Source organism: Monashia sp. NPDC004114, from assembly GCF_053603855.1.
On sequence record NZ_JBSGGK010000012.1, the window covers coordinates 65928 to 87707 of the forward strand.

At 71.5% G+C, this 21780-nt stretch carries 17 protein-coding genes; 11 read left to right on the forward strand and 6 right to left on the reverse strand.

Annotation, left to right across the window (positions count from 1 at the left end):
- Positions 1-10 precede the first annotated feature (10 nt).
- Positions 11-1723 carry a glycosyltransferase family 4 protein gene (locus ACWEOW_RS15980; RefSeq protein ID WP_452270205.1) on the reverse strand — a complete coding sequence of 571 codons (1713 nt, stop codon included), beginning with the start codon at positions 1721-1723 and terminating at the stop codon, positions 11-13.
- A gap of 187 nt (positions 1724-1910) precedes the next feature.
- Here ACWEOW_RS15980 and ACWEOW_RS15985 point away from each other — a divergent pair, with 187 nt between their 5' ends.
- Together ACWEOW_RS15985 and ACWEOW_RS15990 are read left to right on the forward strand one after the other, a co-directional pair.
- Positions 1911-3791: a glycosyltransferase family protein gene (locus tag ACWEOW_RS15985; RefSeq protein ID WP_452270206.1), complete on the forward strand. Its 1881-nt coding sequence runs from the start codon at positions 1911-1913 to the stop codon at positions 3789-3791.
- A 12-nt stretch (positions 3792-3803) separates the two neighbouring features.
- Positions 3804-5012 (forward strand): hypothetical protein, encoded by a 1209-nt coding sequence (locus tag ACWEOW_RS15990; RefSeq protein ID WP_452270207.1) that lies wholly within the window; start codon positions 3804-3806, stop codon positions 5010-5012.
- Here ACWEOW_RS15990 and ACWEOW_RS15995 read toward each other — a convergent pair.
- Entirely contained in the window at positions 4984-7971 is a 2988-nt protein-coding gene (locus ACWEOW_RS15995) for a glycosyltransferase (RefSeq protein WP_452270208.1), read from the reverse strand. The two genes, ACWEOW_RS15990 and ACWEOW_RS15995, sit on opposite strands and share 29 nt — an antisense overlap.
- A gap of 86 nt (positions 7972-8057) precedes the next feature.
- On the opposite strand from ACWEOW_RS15995, the gene ACWEOW_RS16000 reads away from it, so the two are divergent.
- The gene (locus ACWEOW_RS16000) at positions 8058-8864 is read left to right on the forward strand and encodes a DNA-formamidopyrimidine glycosylase family protein (RefSeq protein ID WP_452270209.1); all 807 of its coding nucleotides are present in this window, start codon (positions 8058-8060) and stop codon (positions 8862-8864) included.
- Positions 8865-8936: 72 nt separating this feature from the next.
- Complete coding sequence (locus ACWEOW_RS16005) at positions 8937-9365, forward strand: VOC family protein (RefSeq protein ID WP_452270210.1); 429 nt, start codon at positions 8937-8939, stop codon at positions 9363-9365.
- Positions 9366-9550: 185 nt separating this feature from the next.
- On the opposite strand, the gene ACWEOW_RS16010 is transcribed toward ACWEOW_RS16005, so the two are convergent.
- Positions 9551-10453, reverse strand: coding sequence for a carbohydrate kinase family protein (locus ACWEOW_RS16010; protein ID WP_452270211.1), 903 nt, complete (start codon positions 10451-10453; stop codon positions 9551-9553).
- Between the two features lie 115 nt (positions 10454-10568).
- Positions 10569-12293, reverse strand: a complete 1725-nt coding sequence (locus ACWEOW_RS16015; protein WP_452270212.1) for a glycerol-3-phosphate dehydrogenase/oxidase — start codon at positions 12291-12293, stop codon at positions 10569-10571.
- Between the two features lie 78 nt (positions 12294-12371).
- Between ACWEOW_RS16015 and glpK the strand changes: the two genes are divergently transcribed.
- A complete protein-coding gene (gene glpK / locus ACWEOW_RS16020) occupies positions 12372-13898 on the forward strand; it encodes a glycerol kinase GlpK (protein ID WP_452270213.1) in 1527 nt (508 codons plus the stop codon).
- A gap of 77 nt (positions 13899-13975) precedes the next feature.
- Here glpK and ACWEOW_RS16025 read toward each other — a convergent pair whose 3' ends face one another.
- Positions 13976-14509: a MarR family winged helix-turn-helix transcriptional regulator gene (locus ACWEOW_RS16025; RefSeq protein WP_452270214.1), complete on the reverse strand. Its 534-nt coding sequence runs from the start codon at positions 14507-14509 to the stop codon at positions 13976-13978.
- 59 nt (positions 14510-14568) lie between these two features.
- Here ACWEOW_RS16025 and ACWEOW_RS16030 point away from each other — a divergent pair, with 59 nt between their 5' ends.
- Positions 14569-15903, forward strand: a complete 1335-nt coding sequence (locus tag ACWEOW_RS16030; RefSeq protein ID WP_452270215.1) for an MFS transporter — start codon at positions 14569-14571, stop codon at positions 15901-15903.
- Here ACWEOW_RS16030 and tpx read toward each other — a convergent pair.
- Positions 15873-16364, reverse strand: coding sequence for a thiol peroxidase (gene tpx / locus ACWEOW_RS16035; RefSeq protein ID WP_452270216.1), 492 nt, complete (start codon positions 16362-16364; stop codon positions 15873-15875). The two genes, ACWEOW_RS16030 and tpx, sit on opposite strands and share 31 nt — an antisense overlap.
- Positions 16365-16466: 102 nt before the next feature.
- Between tpx and ACWEOW_RS16040 the strand changes: the two genes are divergently transcribed.
- The 5 genes from ACWEOW_RS16040 to ACWEOW_RS16060 all read left to right on the forward strand — a co-directional run bounded on the left by ACWEOW_RS16040 (position 16467) and on the right by ACWEOW_RS16060 (position 21770).
- On the forward strand, positions 16467-17156 hold the full coding sequence (locus ACWEOW_RS16040) for a ceramidase domain-containing protein (RefSeq protein WP_452270217.1): 690 nt from the start codon (positions 16467-16469) through the stop codon (positions 17154-17156).
- Complete coding sequence (locus ACWEOW_RS16045; RefSeq protein ID WP_452270218.1) at positions 17153-17419, forward strand: hypothetical protein; 267 nt, start codon at positions 17153-17155, stop codon at positions 17417-17419. The genes ACWEOW_RS16040 and ACWEOW_RS16045 overlap by 4 nt, the downstream gene beginning before the upstream one ends.
- Positions 17420-17506: 87 nt before the next feature.
- Positions 17507-17908: a nuclear transport factor 2 family protein gene (locus tag ACWEOW_RS16050; protein ID WP_452270219.1), complete on the forward strand. Its 402-nt coding sequence runs from the start codon at positions 17507-17509 to the stop codon at positions 17906-17908.
- A gap of 113 nt (positions 17909-18021) precedes the next feature.
- Positions 18022-20877, forward strand: coding sequence for an alpha/beta fold hydrolase (locus tag ACWEOW_RS16055; RefSeq protein ID WP_452270220.1), 2856 nt, complete (start codon positions 18022-18024; stop codon positions 20875-20877).
- Positions 20874-21770: an ABC transporter permease gene (locus tag ACWEOW_RS16060; RefSeq protein ID WP_452270221.1), complete on the forward strand. Its 897-nt coding sequence runs from the start codon at positions 20874-20876 to the stop codon at positions 21768-21770. Before ACWEOW_RS16055 ends, ACWEOW_RS16060 begins: the two co-directional genes overlap by 4 nt.
- Positions 21771-21780 lie beyond the last annotated feature (10 nt).

The window sequence follows — 21780 nt, forward strand, 5'->3', positions numbered from 1 at the left end:
GCGCTTCCCGTCATGAGGCGACCCCCTCGTAGACCCGCTGGTACGTCCGTGCGGCGGCGGACCAGGTCCGCTCCTGCGCGACGTGGGACCGGCCCTGCTCGCCGATCTCCTTGCGCCGCGGCGCATCGTCGGCGAGCGACTCGATCACCCGCGCGACCGCGGTGGCGTCGGCCGGGGGCACCAGGACGCCGCGGCCGTCGCGCAGCAGCTCCCGCACCGGCGGGAGGTCGCTGCCGACCACCGGCACTCCGAGCCCCATCGCCTCGACCGGCTTGAGCGGGGCGACGAGGTCGGTGACCGGCGTCGAGAGTCGCGGCAGGCAGAAGACGTCCAGCGCGGCGTGGTGGTCGCGGCTGCGCGTGTGAGGCACGCGGCCGGTGAAGACGAAGCGGGTGCGGTTCCCGCTCCGGGTCAGCTCGGCCGCGCGGGCCGAGAGCCGGTCGAGCGCGGGCCCGTCGCCGACGACGAGCACGACGAGGCGAGGGCTGTCCACGATCCCGCCGGCCTCGACGAGCACGTCGATGCCTTCGTAGTCGTTGAGCGTCGACACGGTGCCGACGACCACGTCGTCGGGGCCGATGCCGAGGCCCTCACGCACGCCGTCCCGGTCGACAGCGGCCGTGAGGTGGTCGTCGGGCACACAGTTGCCGACGACGTGGACGGTGTCAGGGTCGATGCCGCGGCGCACGATGTCGTCGCGCATCGTCTCCGACAGGGTCACCACCGCGTCGGCGAGCTCCATGCACCGCGTCTCGGTGCTGCGCGTCCAGCGGTAGAAGTCGCTCTCGGCGCGGCCGCCCCGGCTGCGCCACGTCTCCTCCAGGAAGCCGCGTGCCTCGTAGACGACGGGAAGGCCCAGCCGCCGGCCCGCGACCAGCGCGGCCTGGGCGTTGACGTGCTTGGAGTGTGCGTGCAGCACCGAGGCGCCGACGGAGCCGGCGAGCGCACCGACTGCGGCGGCATACGACTCCAGGTGGGCGTCGGGTCGGTCGACCCGGCAGGCGCCGGCGACCGTCCGGTGGTAGGGCACCCCGGAGAGGCTGGCGAACGGCGCGGCTGCCAGATGTCCCTGGGCGACCGGGAATCCAGGGGGCGTGCACACGTGGGCGTCGATGCCTGCGGCGCGCTGTCCCGCGACGATCCCCTGGGTGCGGACGGTGTAGCCGGCCTGAACCTCGGGCAGCGAGTTGGTGACGAGGTGCACCACGGCGCCGCCGTCCGGTGCGCCACTCACGCGCTTGGGCTGCAGGTCATCGAGCACGGACCCGTTGAGCACCGCTCGTTCACCGGACAGCCACCTTCGGTGGGTCCGGGCGAACAACGAATGGACGCCCACGAGGGCCCGTTCGGCCTTCGCGACGTCTCCGGCGGCATACGCGAGGTATGCCGCTGCGCCGCCTCGAGCGGGCGCCGAGGACCGCGGTGGCCGGCCGTCCCCTGACTCAACGGCCGACCACTGGCCAGTGGCTGCGGCAGCGGCCAGCAGCCCCTGGGCGCGCCGGCTGTCCGCGGCGCGCAGCCCGTCGGTGAGGCGGCGTCGCGCAAGCTCGCGTTCCCCCGACGCGGCTGCGGCGATGACCGACACGGGCCCCGTTGTGCGGCGGGCGAGCTCACGCGAGGCCCCGCGTGGCAGCAGCCGCGCACCCACCCAGACCGCCTGCCACGGGTTGCGCGCCAGATGGACGCGCGCGACGCACGCCGCGACGGGAAGGTTCGCGAGCATGAGCGCTGTCGTGGACGGGATGTCACCAACTGTTTGGCTTCCCGTTACATCACGGGAGCCGGGCGCGCCAAGCGCAGGTGCCACAGTGGCGCCGAGTCTGGGGGTCACGCATGGAACGTTGCAGACGCTCGCCGAACAGACGGCTTGCCCAGACAGAACGTCAGTCGAACAGAGAGAGAAGTTTGTGGTGAACGCGCGACAGCGGGTGCTCGCGGACCTAGGACGGGCGCGGACCGCTGCAGTCCGCGCTGCCCGTGACCCCTTGGCCCGGGCGGACCTGCCCCGCAAGGTGCGTAAGGAGGTCGAACGACGGCTCCCGAAGGTGCGGTCGGCCCGTCTCCGGGTCGACATCCCGGCACCGGAGATCCCCAGCGGGCCGGTGGCGCGCCCCGACGTGACCGCGGCAGTCATTCTCGACGACTTCTCCGAGCTCGCTCTCGGATACGAGTGGCGGCAGGTGCCGGTCACCCCCGAGCGCTGGCAGACCCAGCTGGACAGCGCCCGCCCCGACCTGCTCTTCGTCGAGTCGGCGTGGAACGGCAGCTCCGGCGCGTGGCGCCTGGCGATGACCGGTGAACAGGGGCCCTCGGACGAGCTGCGCGCCCTCGTCGAGGGCTGCCGGTCTCGTGGCATCCCGACGGTGTTCTGGAACAAGGAGGACCCACCGAACTACGACCGCTTCATCGACACAGCGCGCCTGTTCGACCACGTCTTCACCGTCGACGCGGGCCGGATCCCCGACTACGAGCGCGACCTCGGCCACGCACGGGTCGGCCTGCTGCCGTTCGGCGCCCAGCCGCGCATCCACACCCCGGTGCGGCACGGCGCCGGCCGCTCCCGTGAGGTCGCCTTCGCAGGCAGCTACTTCGCCGACAAGCACGACGAGCGCCGCCGTCAGATGGAGTACGTCCTCGAGCCCGCGCTCCCGCTGGGCCTCGAGATCTTCTCCCGCATGGCCGGACGGGACAAGCGGTACCAGTTCCCGAGGGTGTATGCCGGCTCGCTGGTCGGGAGCCTCCCGTACCGTCGCATGCTCGGTGCCTACACGGCGTACAAGGTGTTCCTCAACGTCAACTCCGTCGTGGAGTCGCCGACGATGTGCGCGCGACGGCTCTTCGAGCTGTCGGCCGCGCAGACGCCCGTGCTGTCCGGGCCGGCCGCCTCGATCGAGCCGTTCTTCGGCGACACGGTCAGGATCAGCCACGACGCCGAGGAGACCGAGCGCGAGCTGCGGGCGCTGCTCCAGCACGACGAGTACCGCGACCGCCTCGCCCTGCGCGCCCACCGGCGGGTGTTCGACGAGCACCTCTACGCGCACCGGGTGGATACCGTGCTGCAGTCCGTCGGGATCGCCCGTCCCGCGCGCGACCGGTCGATCTCCGCCGTCGTGCCGACGATGCGGCCAGACCAGGTCAGCCACGTGATGCGGTTCGTGGCCGCCCAGGCGCACCCGGACGTCGAGCTGGTGTTCGTCACTCACGGTTTCGAGCTCGACGCCGACAAGGCTCGCGTCCAGGCGGAGGAGGCCGGGCTGTCCGCCGACCGGCTTGTTCTCGTCAGCCGTGACAGCAGGGAGACCCTCGGCGCGCTCATGAACGCCGGCGTCGCCGCTGCCTCCGGCCGGTACGTCGCGAAGATGGACGACGACAACGTGTATGCCGCCCACTACCTCAGCGACCTCGTCCGGGCGTTCGACTACACCCAGGCGAGCGTCGTCGGGAAGTGGGCGCACTACGCCCACCTGACCGCCACGGGGGCCACTCTGCTGCGGTTCCCGGACTCCGAGCACCGGTACGTCGACCTGGTCCAGGGCGGCACGCTTCTGCTCGAGCGCGACCTGGCGACGCGGCTCCGCTTCGAGGACCTCCCGCGCCGGGTCGACACGACCTTCCTTGAGAAGGTCCGCGCCGAGGGCGCCAAGGTCTACTCGACCGACCGGTTCAACTTCGTATCCGTGCGCGCGGCGACGCCGGACGGGCACACCTGGCCGATCTCCGACGTGGAGCTGCTGTCCCGAAGGGGCCGCCTCGTCTTCCACGGCGACCCGACCGAGCACGTCACCGTCTGAAAGGCCCACACCTTGAGTGCACCCGACCCGACCCCACGCGACACCGCGCGGCGCCTCGTCGCGTCCTACTGCTTCCCGCCCTACAGCGACACGGCCGCCATCGTCGCGGCGAAACGGGTCTTCGACCGTGGCGAGCCCGTCGACGTGATCTGCAACGCGATGGACTCCATCCGGCACCAGGACCCGAGCCTCGTCCAGCTCTGCGGCGGTCTCGTCCGCCGGTTCGCCGCCGTCCCCTCGCGGACGGCCTTCAGCTCGTGGGGTGCGATCGTCGACTACGAGCGCCTCGGCCTCGAGACCTACCTGCGGTGGGAGTCGATGCAGGGCGAGTACGAGTCGGTCTACAGCCGGGCCCAGTTCGCCGCCTCCCACTTCCTCGCTGCGCAGATCAAGCTGGCCCGGCCGGGTGTCGTCTGGGACGCGGAGTTCTCCGACCCGCTGTCGCACGATGTCGAGGGTCAGGTCCGCGAGTCGCTGGCGAACGACGACCGCACGATCGCCCGGCTTCGCACGGCCGTGGCCGACGCGGGCTTCGCGCCGCCGTCAGGGCTCAACGCCTTCGAGTGGTGCGAGGTCATCGCGTTCGCCCTCGCGGACTCGGTGATGTTCACCAACGAGCGCCAGCGCGACTTCATGCTGGAGAGCTGCCACGACCCGGAGCTCGCGGCCCGGGTCGAGAAGGTCGCGGTCGTCTCGCCGCACCCGACACCGTCGGCGCGCTTCTACGGCGCTCGCCCGTCGGACCACCGGCTCGACCCGGCCCGACGGCACATCGGCTACTTCGGCAACTTCTACGCCAACCGCGGCGTCACGGGTGTGCTCGACGCGTTGGCGCTGCTGACCAAGCCGGTGCGGTCCACGGTGATGCTCCACGTCTTCACCTCGAAGCCGGAGGAGCTCCAGGAGGTCGTCTCGGGCCGGGGCCTGGGCGACTGCGTCCGCGTGGGACCGTTCGTCGGCTACCTCGACTTCCTCGCGCTGGCCAAGCGGATGGACTGCCTCCTGGTCAACGACGCGGTGAGCCCCCGCGGTGCGCGGAACCCGTACCTACCGTCGAAGTGGAGCGACTACCGCGGCAGCGGCACCCCGGTGTGGGGCGTCGTCGAGGAGGGCAGTGCGCTCGACGACCAGGCGCTGGACCACCGGTCGCCGGTGGAGCACGTCAGTGCGGCGGTGCAGGTGCTGACGCGGATCAGCGCGAGCCCAGCACGATCGTCCTGAGGCGGTCTCCCGCGTCGGCGCCGCTGAACCTGGCGCGCGCCGACGCGACCGTCTTCTCGGTCAGCTCCGCCCACTCGCCGGCCTCGCTGATCGTGAGCACGCGCTCGGCCGCGGCCTGCGGTGTCGGGACGACCCACTCGGACGGGTAGAGGTCCTTGGCGCCGCCGATCGCCGCGTAGACCGGCCAGTCGCGCACGACCGGAACGGCCCCGCTCGCCGCCATCTCGACGAGGCCCGTGTGGAACCCCTCGCGGCGGCTCGTGCTGAGTGCCCAGCCGACGTCGCGGAAGTGCTCGGGCAGGCGGGAGGTGTAGCCGACGTAGTCGACGGCGTCCCATAGCTCGTCCTGCGCGATGCGCTTGTGGAAGGCGCGCGCGGCCGCCTTCTCGACGGGGTTGCGGGTCGACAGGTCGAAGTCGGCGCCCATCAGCCGCAGGCGCCACTCGGGGTCGTGCCGTCGCAGCTCCGCGAGGACGTCGAGCGCCCAGAGCGGGTCCTTGACCTGCTGGGCCCACCCGACCATCCCGAGCGTCTTGGCCGCCCCGGGCGACTTCCGCAGGGCGTACCGGTCGACCTGGAGCGGCAGGGGCACGACGTGCTGGCGCACGTGGTCGAGCCGGCCGCCCAGGGCGGCGGCGGCGGAGCGCCGCATGTGCTCGGCCGGGAAGATGGCGTCGCTGACCTTCTCCCACTCGGCGGTGTGCAGCCAGGCACTCAGCGTGTCGACCCCGTGGAGCCGCACGATGATCCGCGTGCCCTCCGGGACGACCTCGGTCACCCAGGTCAGCCCCTTGTCGGCCCAGTCGACGAAGATGACGTCGGCCGCGAGCGCGTCAGCGGTCGCGACGTCCACGGCTGGCGGGTGCCCGGTCGCGGCGAGCAGCCGCTCGCGCACGGTCGCCGGGTCGACGCCGGTGTTGGTGAACCGCTTCTGCCGCTCCGACAGGTCGAGGACCTCGACGTCCGCCGCCACGGACAGCTCGTCGACGACCGGCTTGGCGAACTTCGGGTACGCGCCGGGCAGCACCGTGACCCGCGGCCTGCCGTTCGGTGCCGGGGTGCGGGGAGTGCGAGGCGGTCGGGCCGGCGTGGTGCGACCGAGGAGCCTGCCGACCTCGGTCTCGCGGAGCGGAGCGAGAAAGGTCTCCGGCTCGGAGACGATGGGGGAGCGGGGCTCGGCCGTGTGCAGCCGTCGGGTGAAGAGCAGGTCGATGGCGACGGTCGTGAGGAAGACCGCGCGGTCCAGGTCGTCCGCGAGCGCTGCGTCGGCGTCGCGCAGGGTGCTGCCGACGACACCGGGCACGTCGATGGTGCCGCGGTTGCCCATGGTCAGGATCTCTTGGAGGGCCGCGAGAGCCGGCAGGCCGGTGCCCTCGACCTCCTTGTCGCTGAAGAGGTTTCGGCCGTTGTCGAGCACCTCGGCCGACGCTTCGAGCCGCCCTGCGCGGATGAGGCGGTAGCCGACCATGGCCCACAGGCCCGGCTCGACCTCGGCGCGGGTCCTGGTGGCGTCGTCGCACAGGACCCGCGATGCGAGCCGAGCGGCGTGGGCGTCCGCGAGCGATCCCCTGAGCTGGCTGCCGGCCGTGCGCATCGTGAGGAGCGCGAGCTCGTGGGCGTCGAGCGCGGTCGACACGGAGTCGCCGTCGCCGTACGCCTTGAGGAGGGTGCGTCCCTCACGGTCCAGGATGACCCGCGGGCCGGGCTCGGCGAGCAGCGCCGCCGCCTCCGTGTCGATGCGCGCGTATGCCGGCCGGCCGAGCCCAGCGGGCACGACCGCGGGCAGCACCCGGCGCCCGACGCGCATGGCCTCGCGCGAGGCTTTCAGGACGGCGCGGTGCCGCCGTGGCGAGTCGGCGCGGACGCGGGACTCCACCCAGGGCACCGTCTCGGGCAGCAGCCCGACGCGGTGGACGTCGGGGAGCTTGCGCAGCATCTGCTTGAGTCGTCCGCGGTAGTGCAGCACTCTGACGCCGTAACCGTTCCTGGCCAGGAAGGTGACCATCCTGGCGTTGTCGTTGATCGCTCGGGCGCTGCCCGCGACGACGACGAGCGAGCGCAGCCCCGGTGGGGGTGTGTGGAACAGCGCGAACCCCTCGGTCGCGCCGTCGAGGGGACCAGGGCGCAGCGAGGTGACGCCCCTGACCCCAGCGGCGCGAATGGCGCGCTCGACCTCAGGCCGGCGCTCGGGATGGCGCTCGGCCCAGCGGCGCAGGTCGGCCAGCTCCGCCGCCACGAGGGCGTTCGTCAGCGTGCTGCGGTCTGCGGGGTCGGCCTGGGTGTCAGTGGTCAGCGCCGCGATCACCTCGATGCGGTCGGAGACCTCGGCCTCGACGTCGCTCTGCGTCGGGCCGCCCGTGAGGTAGTCCGCGCCGGTGCGACCGGGCTCGAGGTCGAACGTGACGAACTGGCGGTCGAACCTGCTGAACAGGTGGCCGCTGAGGACGGCGTCCTCACCCGAGCGGAGGCGGCCGTCGAACGGGATCTCGCGCAGCCAGTCGGTCGGGAACAGCTTGCCGCCGCGAGCCCGCGCGACACCGAGGGCCCGGTCCGGCGGCACGTGGTGCGCGTCCTCGTCCGGCGCGGGGGTGCCCACGACGCGGCCGGCGGGGACACGGTCGAGGCTCCGGGCGGCATACAGCTGCTCGAGGAACGTCTCCGAGACGGTGTCGGCTCCGTCGACGAACGTCGTCCAGGCCCCGCGCGCGAGGCCGACGCCGACGTTGCGCGCCTCGGCGCGCGTCTCGGCTCGGCGGTCGACCAGCTCGACCTCATGCCCCGCCAGCGGGCCCAGCGTGACTCGCTCGACCGCGCGGCGCGCGTCGTCACCAGCCCCGTGGAGAACGACCACGACCTCGAACCGGTCAGGCGGAAGTGACTGTCGGGCAAGGGATTCCATACACTCAGCGACACCCTTGCACGAGCCGAGAGCGGATACCACCACCGATAGGTCACGCACCCGGCGAAGGTAGTCCGGTTCGTTGAATAGGCTGGTCGGGCGCGGGGCAGCGCAGGTGAACGTCGGGTTAAGGACGGGTGAGCGTCATGCCGGAAGGGGACACCGTGTGGCGCACCGCGACGCGTCTGGACCAGGCGCTCGCGGGCAAGCCGATCGTCGAGTCCGACCTGCGGTGGCCGGAGATCTCGACCGCCGACCTGCGCGGACGCGCGACGCTCGAGGTGGTCAGCCGCGGGAAGCACATCCTGCACCGGATCGAAGGCGGTCTCACGCTGCACTCCCACCTGCGGATGGAAGGCCAGTGGCGCATCGAGGCGACCTCGACCCTGGCCGCCCGGTGGCTGCGCAACCCGCAGCTGCGAGCGCTCGTCTCGGCACCTGACTGGACGGCACTCGGGCTGCGCCTCGGCATGCTCGACCTCGTCAGCACGGCCCGAGAGGACGAGCTCGTCGGTCACCTGGGCCCGGACCTGCTCGGTCCGGACTGGGACGCACCCGCAGCGGTGACCAACCTGATGGCCGACCCCGGGACCATCGGGGCGGCTCTGCTCGACCAGCGCAACCTCGCCGGTGTCGGCACGATCTGGTCCGACGAGACGCTGTTCGCCGAGCGCGTGAGCCCGTGGACCCCGGTCGCCGCACTGGACCGCGACACCGTGGAGCGGATCGTCGACCGGGTGCACCGGTTCCTCGTCCGTTCGAGGGACAGCGGTGTGCAGTCCACCACCGGCTCGACCCGGTCCGGGGAGTCGACCTACGTGCACGGGCGCTCCGGTCGCCCCTGCAGGCGCTGCGGGACCACCGTGCGGGCCGCGCCCATCGGGCTGCCTCCGCGCGAACGCATCCTCAACTACTGCCCGACCTGCCAGCCCGGCACCCAGCCGCCATTCTGAGTTCGCGCCGATGTCAGCGGACCGTTCTAGGCTGAGAGACCCGATGACCTGAGTGCAGTGAGGAGCAGTGTGATGGCATCTCGCCTCAACCCCTACATCAGCTTCAAGGACAACGCGCGCGACGCGATGGAGTTCTACCAGTCCGTCTTCGGCGGCGAGCTGAACGTCAGCACCTTCGGCGAGTTCGGGTCCGACGGGCCCGAGGCCAGCGGTGTCATGCACGCCCAGCTCGAGTCGCCCAGCGGTTACACGATCATGGCCTCGGACACCGCGCCCGGCATGACCTACGAGCCCGGCAGCAGCATCACCGTCAGCCTGAGTGGCGACGACGGTGACGAGCTGCGGGGGTACTGGGACAAGCTGTCGGACGGCGGCACGGTCTCCATGCCGCTCGAGAAGCAGATGTGGGGCGACGAGTTCGGCATGGTGACGGACAAGTTCGGCATCGGCTGGATGGTCAACATCGCGGGCACGCCGGGCGACGCCGCAGCGGCTACCTGAGCAGGTCCCCTGGGGCCGTGTCCCTGCGTGGCCCCTTGCCCTGGCCCCTCTGATTCTGCTCCGGAATCCGGAGCAGAATCAGAGGGCGATGGCGTTGGCTGGTGGCCCCGGCCCGAGACCGGTCGGAGACCGACCCAGGTCGCCAGGTGGGCCCGAGTCGCCGGGGTCGCCGGTCGGCCGGTCGGCTACCTCGATCGGGCCAGCTGCCGGGTGAGCTCGTCCGCGTCGATGAAGCTCGTGTGCGTGCCCGCCGTGCCGCACGCCCACGCTCCCGCGACCGCGCCCGCCTTCGCTGCGGCCCGCGCGTCGCCGCCGCCGAGCCAGGTGTACAGGAACGCGGCGACGTAGCTGTCGCCTGCGCCGTTCGTGTCGACGACCGGGCGTGCCTCGATCTGGACTGCCGGCACGTCGAACGAGCCGCCCTCCCGCACGTGCACCCGCGAGCCGGCGGCGCCGTCCATGACGACGACGAGGCGCGCCCGCCCGCGGTCGAGCACGTCGGCGACGACGTCCTCCTCAACCCCGTCGAGCCGGGAGCCGGACACGAAGACGACGTCAGCGGCATACGCGAACGGGCGGTGGTGCGGGTTGTGCCCGTCCCAGTCGTGCAGGTCGGTGGAGGTCGTCGCCCCGGCCGCCGTCGCGTCCTCGAGAGCCCGCACTGTCCACGGCATGATCGACGCATGGACGTGGCGGGCCTCCGCGAGAGGCTCCCGCCACAGGGCGGCGTCGGGCGCAAGGTCGTAGGGGTGGCGGGGGTCGTAGAACGACATGCGCCGACCGAGGTCGTCGACGAGGTTCACCGCGCGGCGGGTGCCGCTCTCGTGCACGACGTGGTCGAAGGGGAGACCCTCGGCCGTGAAGCGGTCCAGCACGAGGCGGCCCTCGTGGTCGTCGCCGATGACGTCGACGAACCACGTCTCGAGGCCCAGCCGGTGGCAGCCGAGCGCGACCCCGCTGCCGGTATGCCCGACGTGCATGTCGATCGGCGGCACCACGTGCGAGTCGGCGAACGGCACGGGCAGCTCCGGCACCCGGACGATGGTGTCGACTCCCGCTCCGCCGACGACGAGGACGTCTAGTGTCATGCGCCCATCATGGACGCCGGCTCACCCCACGCGGTCGGATGGGTGGTCGGGTGGGTGGTCGGGTGGGTGGTCGGGTGGGTGGTCGAGTGGTCACCCATCGGCCGAGGACGGTCGCTCAGGGCACCTCGGGGGCCCGGCTCACCGGGATCCGCCGGGCGTCGGGTGCGCTGAGCCGCTCCTCGTTCGCCTCGGAGTCAGCGAGCTCCTTCTGCGAGTCGAGCTCGGCCTGGACGCGGGCGAGGTATCCCGCGACCTCCGTATCGACCCGCTCGTCGTCCCAGCCGAGCACGGGAGCGACGATCTCGGCGGCTGCCCGGGCGCTGTCCACCCCACGGCTGGGGGTCTCGATCGAGATCCGGGTGCGTCGGGCCAGGATGTCGTCGAGATGGAGTGCCGCCTCGTGGTCGGCGGCATACCGGATCTCGACCTTGAGATACTCCTCGGCGCCGGGCATCGGCTCGTAGAGGCTGCGGTCGCCCTCGGCGAGCGCGAACAGCTCGGGCACGAGCGAGCCGTACCGGTCCAGCAGGTGCCGGATCCGCCACACGGGGAGGTCCTGGTGGCGGGCCAGCCGGTCGATCTGGTTGACGAGGGCGACATAGCCCTCGGCGCCGGAGAGGGGGATGAGCTCGGTGACGCTGCCGGGTACGTCCCCGCCGATGTCCTCGCGTGCGGCGTCGACGGCGTCGGCGGCCATGACGCGGTAGGTCGTGTACTTCCCGCCCGCGATCGAGATCAGCCCAGGCTGGGGCCGGGCGACCGCATGCTCGCGGGACAGCGCGCTGGTGTCCTCGCTCTCGCCGGACAGCAGCGGGCGCAGCCCGGCATACACCCCCTGGATGTCCGCGTAGGTGAGTGGCTCCCGGAGCACCGCGTTGAGGTGCTCGAGCAGGTAGTCGATGTCGGCGCGAGTCGCGGCCGGGTGGGCTCGGTCGAGGTCCCACTCGGTGTCGGTCGTGCCGATGATCCAGTGCGTGCCCCACGGGATCACGAACAGCACGGACTTCTCCGTGCGCAGGATCAGGCCGGTCTCGGAGCTGATGCGGTCCCGCGCGACGACGATGTGCACGCCCTTCGAGGCGCGCACGTGGAACCGGCCGTGCCCACCTGCCATGGCCTGGATGTCATCGGTCCACACGCCGGTGCAGTTGATGACGGCCGACGCCCTGACCTCGACCCGCTCGCCCGTCTCGACGTCCTCGACCACCGCGCCCACCACCCGCTCCCCCGCTCGGAGCAGGTCCACGACCCGGGCCGACGACACGACGGTCGCCCCGTATGCCGCCGCCGTGCGGACCGTGGTCAGCGTGTGCCGTGCGTCGTCCGCCTGGGCGTCGTAGTAGAGCAGCCCGCCGGTCAGCGAGTCCCGCTTGAGCGCCGGGCACCGTTTGAGCGCGCCGGTACGGGTGAGCTGCTTGTGGCGTGGCGTCGAACGCGTGCCACCCATGGAGTCGTAGAGGGTGAGCCCGGCGGTGACGTAGGGCCGCTCCCACCCGCGGCTCGTCAACGGGTAGAGGAACGGGACCGGGCGGACCAGGTGTGGGGCGATCCGGGTCAGCATGAGCTCGCGCTCGCGCAGGGCCTCGCGGACGAGGTCGAAGTTCATCTGCTCGAGATAGCGCAGGCCGCCGTGGAAGAGCTTCGAGGAGCGCGACGACGTGCCTGATGCGAAGTCGCGCTGCTCGACGAGCGCCGTGGACAAGCCGCGCGTCGCCGCGTCCAGCGCGACACCACCGCCGGTGATGCCGCCCCCGACCACGAGCACGTCGAACTGCTTGGTGGCCAGGCGTTTCCAGGCTTTGACGCGGTAGTCCGGGTCGAGCTGCACTGGGCTCGTCATCGACTCCCCTTCGTTCGGTGCCGAGACCGCCACTCTAACGAGGGGTCTTGTCCGGGTGGGCAGCGCTACGGTCTGGTCATGCCGACCGAGCAACGGAGCCATGTCGTCGCGATCGACCAGGGCACGACGAGCAGCCGGGCCATGGTCTTCGACCGGTCCGGCCGGGTCGTGGCCGTCGACCAGCTCGAGCATCGCCAGATCTTCCCCCGCGCGGGCTGGGTCGAGCACGACCCGATGGAGATCTGGGAGAACACCCGCGCCGTCGTGGGTGGCGCTCTCGGCAAGGCGAACCTCAACGCGACCCATGTCGCCGCCGTCGGCATCACCAACCAGCGGGAGACGACCGTGGTGTGGGACCGTGCGACGGGCCTGCCGGCATACAACGCCATCGTCTGGCAGGACACCCGCACTCAGTCGATCTGCGAGCAGCTGGCGCGCGACGCCGGGCCCGAGCGGTTCAAGCACGTCACCGGGCTCCCGCTCGCGACCTACTTCGCCGGGCCGAAGATCCGCTGGATCCTCGACAACGTCGATGGGGTGCGAGAGCGCGCCGAGGCCGGGGACCTGCTCTTCGGCACCATCGACACGTGGCTGCTGTGGAACCTCACCGGTGGCGCGACGGACGGCGGCATCCACGTCACAGACGTCACGAACGCGTCCCGCACGATGCTCATGGACCTGCGCACCCTCGCCTGGGACGAGTCGATCGCCGGTGCGATGGGCGTGCCGGTGTCGATGCTGCCGCAGATCCGCTCGTCCTCCGAGGTGTACGGCACGTGCAAGCCCGGCATCCTCATCGACGTGCCGGTGGCAGGCATCCTCGGTGACCAGCAGGCGGCGACCTTCGGTCAGGCCTGCCTCGACGTGGGCACCGCGAAGAACACCTACGGCACCGGCAACTTCATGCTGCTCAACACCGGGCCCGAGATCGTCGAGTCCCGCAACGGCCTGCTGACGACGGTCTGTTACCGCCTCGGCGACGCGGATCCGGTCTACGCGCTCGAGGGCTCGATCGCGGTGACCGGCTCGCTCGTGCAGTGGCTGCGCGACAACCTGGGCCTCATCAAGGACGCCGCCGAGGTCGAGGAGCTCGCCGCGACGGTCGACGACAACGGCGGCGCCTACTTCGTCCCGGCGTTCTCGGGCCTCTTCGCGCCGCACTGGCGACCCGACGCCCGGGGCGCGCTGGTCGGCCTCACTCGCTATGTCAACAAGGGGCACATCGCGCGGGCAGCGTTGGAGGCCACGGCATTCCAGACCCGCGAGGTGCTCGACGCGATGAACGCCGACTCCGGTGTGCCGCTCACCGAGCTCAAGGTCGACGGCGGCATGGTCGTCAACGAAGGGCTGATGCAGTTCCAGGCCGACCTGCTCGGTGTCGACGTCGTGCGCCCCCAGGTCGCCGAGACGACGGCCCTCGGCGCCGCGTACGCGGCTGGGCTGGCTGTCGGGTACTGGCCGAGCACCGATGACATCCGCGCGAACTGGGGCGAGGACCGGCGCTGGAGCCCGCAGATGGACGTCACGGAGCGGGAGCGTCTCTACCGGCAGTGGAAGAAGGCCGTCGAGCGGACCCTGGACTGGGTGGACGACGACACGGCCTGACCGAAGCATCGCTGCCGCGGCCTACCACCCGGTCGAGTGAGCGCCCAGTCCCAGGCGTCACGCCCGGGCCCCGCGCCTCAGCGATCCGCTTCGATCTGGCGAAGCACCTTGCGTAGCAAGGAGTTCAGCTGGGTGAGCTCGCGCTGCGTGAGCGGCTCGAAGGTGCGGTTCTCGGCCTCGATGCCGTCGGCCAAGGAGCGCTCCCAGAGCATCCTTCCCGACGACGTGGGTCGGATCAGGATGCGTCGCCGGTCCATCGGGTCGACGTCCCGGGTCACGTGGCCGCGCTCGACGAGCCGGTCGATCCGGGAGGTCATGGCCGCGCGGGTCACGTGGCAGTCGTCGGCGAGCTGGGCCGGCGTCGCCTCCTCGGGGTAGTGGTTGACGAACAAGACGTGCAGCGTCTTGTAGTCCTCGAGGGTGTCGTCGGTGTTGGCGAAGCGTGCATGAGTCCCGCGGTCGAGGTGCTTGATGAGCGCCTGCATTCGCGTGGTCGCGCCCTCGACCTCAGGGTTGATGCCCGACAGGCCGGCCCACCGGGCGACATGCCGGTCGACCGAGTCCTGTCCCTCGTCCGCCATGGCGTCAGTGTCGCAGATGCCGTTGCACATGACACAAGAGTCTAACTGTTCATTGACAGATAGTTAGATAACTAACTAACGTCACGACCATGACGGACGCGAAGAGGGACACGAACAGCGACACGAGCAGCGACACGAGCAGCGATACCGCCCCCCACCTCACCGCGCGGCGGCTCCTCGGCGTGCGCGACTTCAGGCTCCTGGTCACCGGGCAGGGCCTGTCCTGGGTGGGCGACGCCTTCAACCCCATCGCCCTCTCCGTGGCGGTCATCCTGTCGGGCGGGGGCGCGGGTGAGCTCGGCGTGATCCTGGCCGCCGGCGTCGTCGCGCGCCTCGCGTGCTCGCTGCTGGGCGGCGTCTGGGCCGACCGGGTCACACCGCACCGCATCATGGTCCTTGCCGACGTCGTGCGAGCGCTGTCGGTCGGAGCCACCGCCGCGGCCTTCGCGGTGGGGCACCCGCCCGTTGCGCTCCTCGCCGCTCTCGCCGCGGTGACATCCGGGGCCGGCGCGTTCTTCTACCCGGCGTTCGTCGGGCTGCGGCCGCTCATCGTGCCGAGCGGCGGCCTCCAGACCTCCAACGCCGTGATCAGCTTCCTCCAGTCGGCGGCACAGGTCGCAGGCCCGGTGCTCGCCGGCTTCGTCGTCGCGCAGTTCGGTCCGGTGCCGGGCTTCGCCGTCAACGCACTGACCTTCGTGTGGTCCGCCGTCTGCGTGGCCCGGATCAGCGCCCGCGCCGACCATGCTGCCGAGCGCCGCTCCATGCTCACGGAGATCGGCGAGGGGCTCGGGGAGATCCGCAGCCGCGACTGGCTCTGGACCAGCCTCGTGTCGGCGGCGATGTTCCATGTCGCCGGCGGGGTCTTCATCGTCCTGGCCGAGGTGACTGCTGTGCGCGACCTCGGCGGCGCACACGCCCTCGGCCTCATCACCGCGGCTCTCGGCATCGGCGGCATCGTCGGCGGTCTCGTCGGGATCCGCGTGCAGCCACGCCGCATGCTGCTGGCCGCCTTCGTCTCACTGGGACTGTTCCCCGCGCTGCCGCTCGCGTTCGGAGTGTCCTCGTCGCTCGCGCCGATCCTGGCGCTGGCCGTCGTGGCCCAGGCCGGCCTGCTGTTCTTCGACGTCGGCTGGCAGACCGCCCTTCAGCAGGGCGTGCCGCACGACCGTCTGGCCAGGGTGGCGTCGTGGGACATCCTCATCTCGTTCGTGGCGCTCCCGATCGGCAACCTCCTGGCGGGGCCCCTCAGCGCGCGCCTCGACACCACCCCGCTCATGCTGGTCATCGCCGCGTGGATGCTCCTAGCGGGCTGCTGGCCCCTGCTCATCCGCAGTGTCCGAGCCTTCACTCGTGGCGGCGGCGCTCCCTCCGTCCCCACGAGTGAAGGTGAGGCTCAGCCGAGTGCCGCGATGGCCGCGTCGTAGTCGGGCTCCTGGTCGATGCTCGGCACCACCTGGGCGTGCAGAACGGTTCCGTCGGCGTCGAGCACGACCACCGAGCGCGCAAGCAGGCCGCGAAAAGCGCCGTCCACCAAGGTCATTCCGTAGTCACGCCCAAACGTCGACCGGAAGCCTGAACCGACCGTGACGTTCTCGATGCCCTCGGCTCCGCAGAACCGGCGCATCGCGAACGGCAGGTCGTGCGACACGCAGACGACGGTCGCGTCCGAGAGGCCGGCGGCCCGCTGGTTGAACGTGCGCACGCTGAGACCGCACACGCGGGTGTCGATGCTGGGGAAGATGTTGAGCACCAGGCGGACCCCCGCAGGACGGTCGAAGTCGAGCAGGTCCGTGCCGGTCAGGGTGAAGCCTGGGGCGGGAGCGCCGACGGCGGGCAGGTCGCCGACCGTGTGGACCGGGGAGCCGCCGAGCAGAGTCGTAGCCATAGCCCGTTTCTAGCACCGACGCCGGCTACGCAGCGCCAGCGGTCGAGGCTGCTTTCCAGACTCACCGCCGTCGGCGGGCGCCCGCGCCGTACTGTCGCAGCCATGCCGGGTGACGGGGCCACATGTCTGACGAGCCGCTGCTTCTGTGAGCTCGTGCGTCCGGACGGCATCGCGCAGCCGGCGAACGCCTGGTCGTCGCTCGGCTTCGTCGTCGCGGGCATCGCCGCCATCCTCGCTCTCCGCCCGCCCGCCCGCCGCGAGCGCACGCTGGTCGTCCTGCTCGGCGGCTCGCTCGTCGCTGTGGGCGTGGGCAGCTTCCTGTTCCACGCCACGCTGACGCTGTGGGGGCAGTTCGTCGACGTGCTGCCGATGTATGCCGTCGGGTGCGTCCTGCTCGCCGGTGCGGTCGTGCGCCTGGGCTGGGTCGCCCCTCGTGCAGCCGCCTTCGGGGGAGGGGCGCTGCTGGTGCTGCTCGGGGTCGCGCTCTGGGTCTGGCCCGAGTCGCGCAGGGTGCTGTTCGCGGCCGTGCTGCTGCCGGGCATCGTGCTCGAGCTTGTCCGGGCGCGCAGGTCACCGACGTCGGCGCGCTGGCTGTACGTCGGGCTGGGACTGCTCGGGACGGCATACCTCGTCTGGGTCCTGGACCAGACTGGTGCCTGGTGCGACCCGTCCGGCTGGCTTCAGGGCCACGCCCTGTGGCACCTGCTCGGCGCGGGTGCCGGATGGTGCCTAGCGAAGCACTACGAGGGGACCGCCGAGAGACCGGAGCGACCGCGTAGGTTGGGGCCATGACGGAGTCTCGGGAGTCGACGGGTGCCGGGCTGCGCTTCGTCATCAACATGGTCGGCGTGGTCGGGCTCGTGTTCGGCGTGCTGCCGATCCTGCACTACCTGCTGGACCTGTCGATCTTCGACTTCGCGGTCGCGCCGTACGACTGGCTGCAGCTCGACGGGGCCGCCCGCTATCTGCCGCCCGTCATCGTCCTCGTCGTCTGCATCGTCGTGGCCTACCTGCTCGAGAAGCGCCTCGAGAAGCCCCGGGCCGCTCCGCGCTGAGACTGAGGTCCAGGCCGCAGACGCAGCGTGGTTCCGTCGCCGAAAGCCTCACGCTTGTATGCGTGCGCGGCGTTACCGTGTCGACTCATGGATCCCAAGGAACGCGTTCGGCGAGTCATGGACTCGATGTCGCACGGCAGGGTCGGGCCACTCTTCGACGCCATGGCCGACGACGTCACCTGGCGCTGGATGGGGGTCAGCCAGTGGTCCCGGACGTTCGAGGGCAAGCAGCTGGTGGTGGATACCCTCTTCGGAGGAGCGTGGGAGACGCTCAGCCCGTCGTCGAGCGTGGAGGTGCACTTCATCCACGGTGACGGTGACTTCGTCGTGGTCGAACACTCGGGACGCAACCAGTTGGCTGACGGCCGCAGGTACGACAACAACTACTGCTGGGTGTTCCGGTTCCAGAACGGACTGATCCAGGAAGTGCGGGAGTACCTGGATACCCAGCTGGTCACCGAGACGTTCGGGACTGACGCAGACCTGTGACAGGCGCCCGACCCGATCAGGTCCCGTCGAAGCCACGGCGTGCGGCCAAGGAAGCCGGCGTGCACCGGGGCCGTGATGTGAGGAGTCCGGGCCGGCCGTGATGTGATGTGGCCATGCCGGTCCGGGCCCCGTTCCTCGCCGCGCTCGTCCTCGGGGCGGGCCTGGCGATCACCTCCGCCCCGATGCCGGCGGCGATGGCTTCACCGTCGGCGTCATCGGCCGTGGCTGCGCGGGCCGTGCCGGCGCTCGCCTCGGACCCGTCTGCACCGGTCGTCGCGCAGACCGAGCTTGTTCCGGTGGGTGCCGAACCGGACGGCACCCCGGTCAAGCTCGACGTCAGCATCTGGCCCCAGCCGACCGGCCGGCACCCCGTGGTGCTGCTCGCGCACGGTTTCGGCGGGAGCAAGGACTCGGTCGCCAGCCAGGCCGCCCAGCTGCACGACCGCGGCTACGTCGTCGTGGCCTGGAGCGCCCGCGGGCACGGAAAGTCGGGCGGGCGCATCCACCTCGACGACCCGGCATACGAGGTGGCCGACGCCCGGGTCATGATCGACCTCGCCGCGAAGCGTCCCGACGTCGAGCTCGACGCTCCCGGCGACCCCCGCCTCGGGGTGATGGGCGGGTCCTACGGCGGTGCCCTCAGCCTCATGCTCGCCGGAGCCGACCCGCGCGTGGACGGCGTCGTCGCGGCGGTGACCTGGAACGACCTCGCGACCGCGTTCTTTCCCCAGTCGGCGCTCGCCGCCGAGCCCCGGACTGCCGCCGGGCGCCCGGCTGTGGGGCAGCCCGGGCCGTTCAAGCAGGTCTGGGCCACGAACTTCTTCCTCGGTGCCGGCGGCTCCAACGGGTCGGGTGCACAGCCCTCGTCGTGCGGCCGCTTCGACCCGACGGTATGCCGCCTGTTCCTGCAGACGTCGCAGACGGGCACGCCCAGCGCCGAGCTCCTCGCGCTCCTCGAGGCACACAGCCCGGCGCCCACCCTCGACCGGGTCAAGGCCCCGACCCTGCTCGTCCAGGGCATCGCCGACTCGCTGTTCGGGCTCGACCAGTCCGACGCGACGGCCACCGCGCTCGAGGCCGCCGGGGCGCCCTGGGCGATGCGGTGGAGCGACGGCGGCCACGACGCCCCCTCCACCCACGAGGCCGAGGAGACCGAGGCGTCCTACGCCTGGCTCGACCACTATGTCCGCGACAAGGCGCCGCACGCCTCCGCGCTGCCCACCGCGAAGTTCACCTACCCGCTGGCCCCCACGCGACGCGGCCAGCCGGGCACGCTGTGGACCGCGGCGGCATACCCGGGTCTCGGCGGCAGCGCCGACCCTCGCAGCAGCCTCCCGCTGACGGTCACCAAGGGCGCGATGGTGCACCCGCCCGGCGGCCAGCCTGCCTCGATGGTCGCGGTGCCCGGCCTCGCGGCCCTGGGCCTGGCCCTCTCGACGTACCAGATCGCCGCGCTCCCGGGGCAGTCGGTCGCCCTCGACACGGCGCCGGTCGCCACTGCGGTCACCGTCGTCGGCTCTCCGACCCTGCGCCTGACGGTCACCTCCGACGCCCCGACCGTCACGCTCTTCGCATCGCTGTGGCGCGTCGGCACCGGGCCCGCGACCCTCCCGCACGCCCTCGTCGCGCCGTTGCGGCTCACTGTCGAGCCCGGGCGGCCGACCCCCGTGCTCGTGTCACTGCCGGCGGCGACCTACTCGATGCCGAGCGGCAGCCAGTGGCGAGTCCTGCTCACGACGACCGAGTCGACCTTTGCCAACGACCGCACGGCCAGCCGGGTCCTCGTTCAGGCCGACGGCGGCCTTGTCCTGCCCGTCACGGCCGGACTGGCCGCCGGGGGAGCCTCGTCTGCACCGGACACCGAGACGGTGGTGGCAGCCTCCGTCCTCGCGGGCCTGCTCGTCCTGGCGCTCGCCGGCTGGTTCGTGCGCCGGCGCAGGCGACAGCACATCGCCTCCCGGCCCGACCTCGCCGACGTGCCGCTGGTCGTCGAGGGCCTGGTCAAGACCTACTCCGACGGCCACCGCGCCGTCGACGACGTGTCATGGCGAGCCGAGAAGGGCCAGGTCGTCGGCCTGCTCGGCCCCAACGGCGCCGGCAAGACGACGACGATGCGCATGATCATGGGACTCATCTCGGCCGACTCGGGCACGGTGCACGTGATGGGCGAGCCGGTCGCTGCCGGGGCCCCGGTGCTGGCCCGCGTCGGCGCGCTCATCGAGGGACCCGGGTTCCTGCCCCACCTCACCGGGCGGCAGAACCTTGCGGCCTACTGGACCGCAACCGGACGGCGCCCCGAGGACGCCCACGTCGACGAGGCCCTCGACGTCGCTGCGCTGGGCGACGCCGTCGACCGGCCGGTCAAGTCGTACAGCCACGGCATGAAGCAGCGGCTGGGGATCGCGCAGGCCATGCTCGGCCTTCCTGAGCTGCTCATCCTGGACGAGCCGACCAACGGTCTCGACCCACCCCAGATCGCCGCGATGCGGCCGATCCTGCGGCGGTATGCCGACACCGGCCGGACCGTCGTCGTGTCCAGCCACCTGCTCGCCGAGGTCGAGATGACCTGCACCCACGTCGTCGTCATGCACGCAGGGCGAGTCATCACCCAAGGGCTCGTGGCCGACCTCGTCGACAGCGACGACACCACCTTGCTCGATATCGAGGACGGCGTTGCACCGGCGCGACTCACGGAGCTGGCCGCCGCGCTGCAGTCCACGCCCGGGGTCACCGACGTGCGCGTCGACACGCCCACGCGCCTCGTCGTCGTCGCGGAGCTCGGCCGTGCGGCTGTGGTCGAGGCCGCCGTCGAGACGGGGCTGCCCGTCGTCGGCGTGAGCAGCCGGCGCCACCTCGAGGAGGTCTTCCTCGGCGTCATCTCCACCGCGTCGTCCACCGGCAACGGCAGCAGGCCGGCCGAGTCCGGTGCGTCCCTGATCGACCGACTGAGGCAGGTGCGCGCCCGATGAGCGAGCTTGCACGAGAAGGCAACCCGACGGCATACGGGGACACGGCGCTTGCTCCGAGCGGCGGCGACATCACGATGGTCCGGGAACCACTGTCATGGCGGGCAGAGCTCGGGCGTCAGTGGGGACGCCGGCGCACCAAGGTCGCCTTCGCGCTCGTGCTCGCCCTGCCGCTCATCCTCGTCGGGGCCTTCGCGTTCGGTGACCCCCCGCGACCGGGTGCGACGCCACGGTTCATCGACCTCGCCCAGGACGGATCTGCGAACTTCACGCTCTTCACCTTGTTCGCGTCCTCCGAGCTGCTCCTCGTCCTGGTGGCTGCACTCTTCTGCGGCGACTCGGTGCCGGCCGAGGCGTCCTGGTCGTCGCTGCGCTACCTGCTCGTCGCCCCGGTCCAGCGGACCCGCCTGCTCACCAGCAAGCTCGTCATCGGGCTGACCTCCACTGCCGCCGCCACCGTCCTGCTCATCGGCTGGGCGATGCTCGTCGGTGGCCTGGCCTACGGGTGGGCGCCACTGACCAGCCCTACCGGCGAGAGCCTCGCGTGGGCCCAGCTGCTGCCGAGGCTCGGCGTGGCGGTGCTCTACGTGTTCGTCACGCTCCTGCCGACCGCCGCGATCGCGTTCTGGATCGGGGTGCGGTCGGACGCACCCCTCGCCGCGGTCGGCGGTGCGGTGCTCGCCGCGATCCTCTTCAACATCCTCGACCAGATCGACGCGCTCGACCCGTGGCGCAACGCCTTCCCGGGCCACTACTCGCGCGCCTGGCAGGACCTCATCGCGCTGGAACCGCAGTGGAACGCCGTTATCCACGGCACACTGTGGTCACTCGTTTGGGCGGTGGCCTTCACGATGCTCGGCTACCGCCGGTTCAGGCGCGCCGACATCCTGAGCTGAGGGGAGGGCG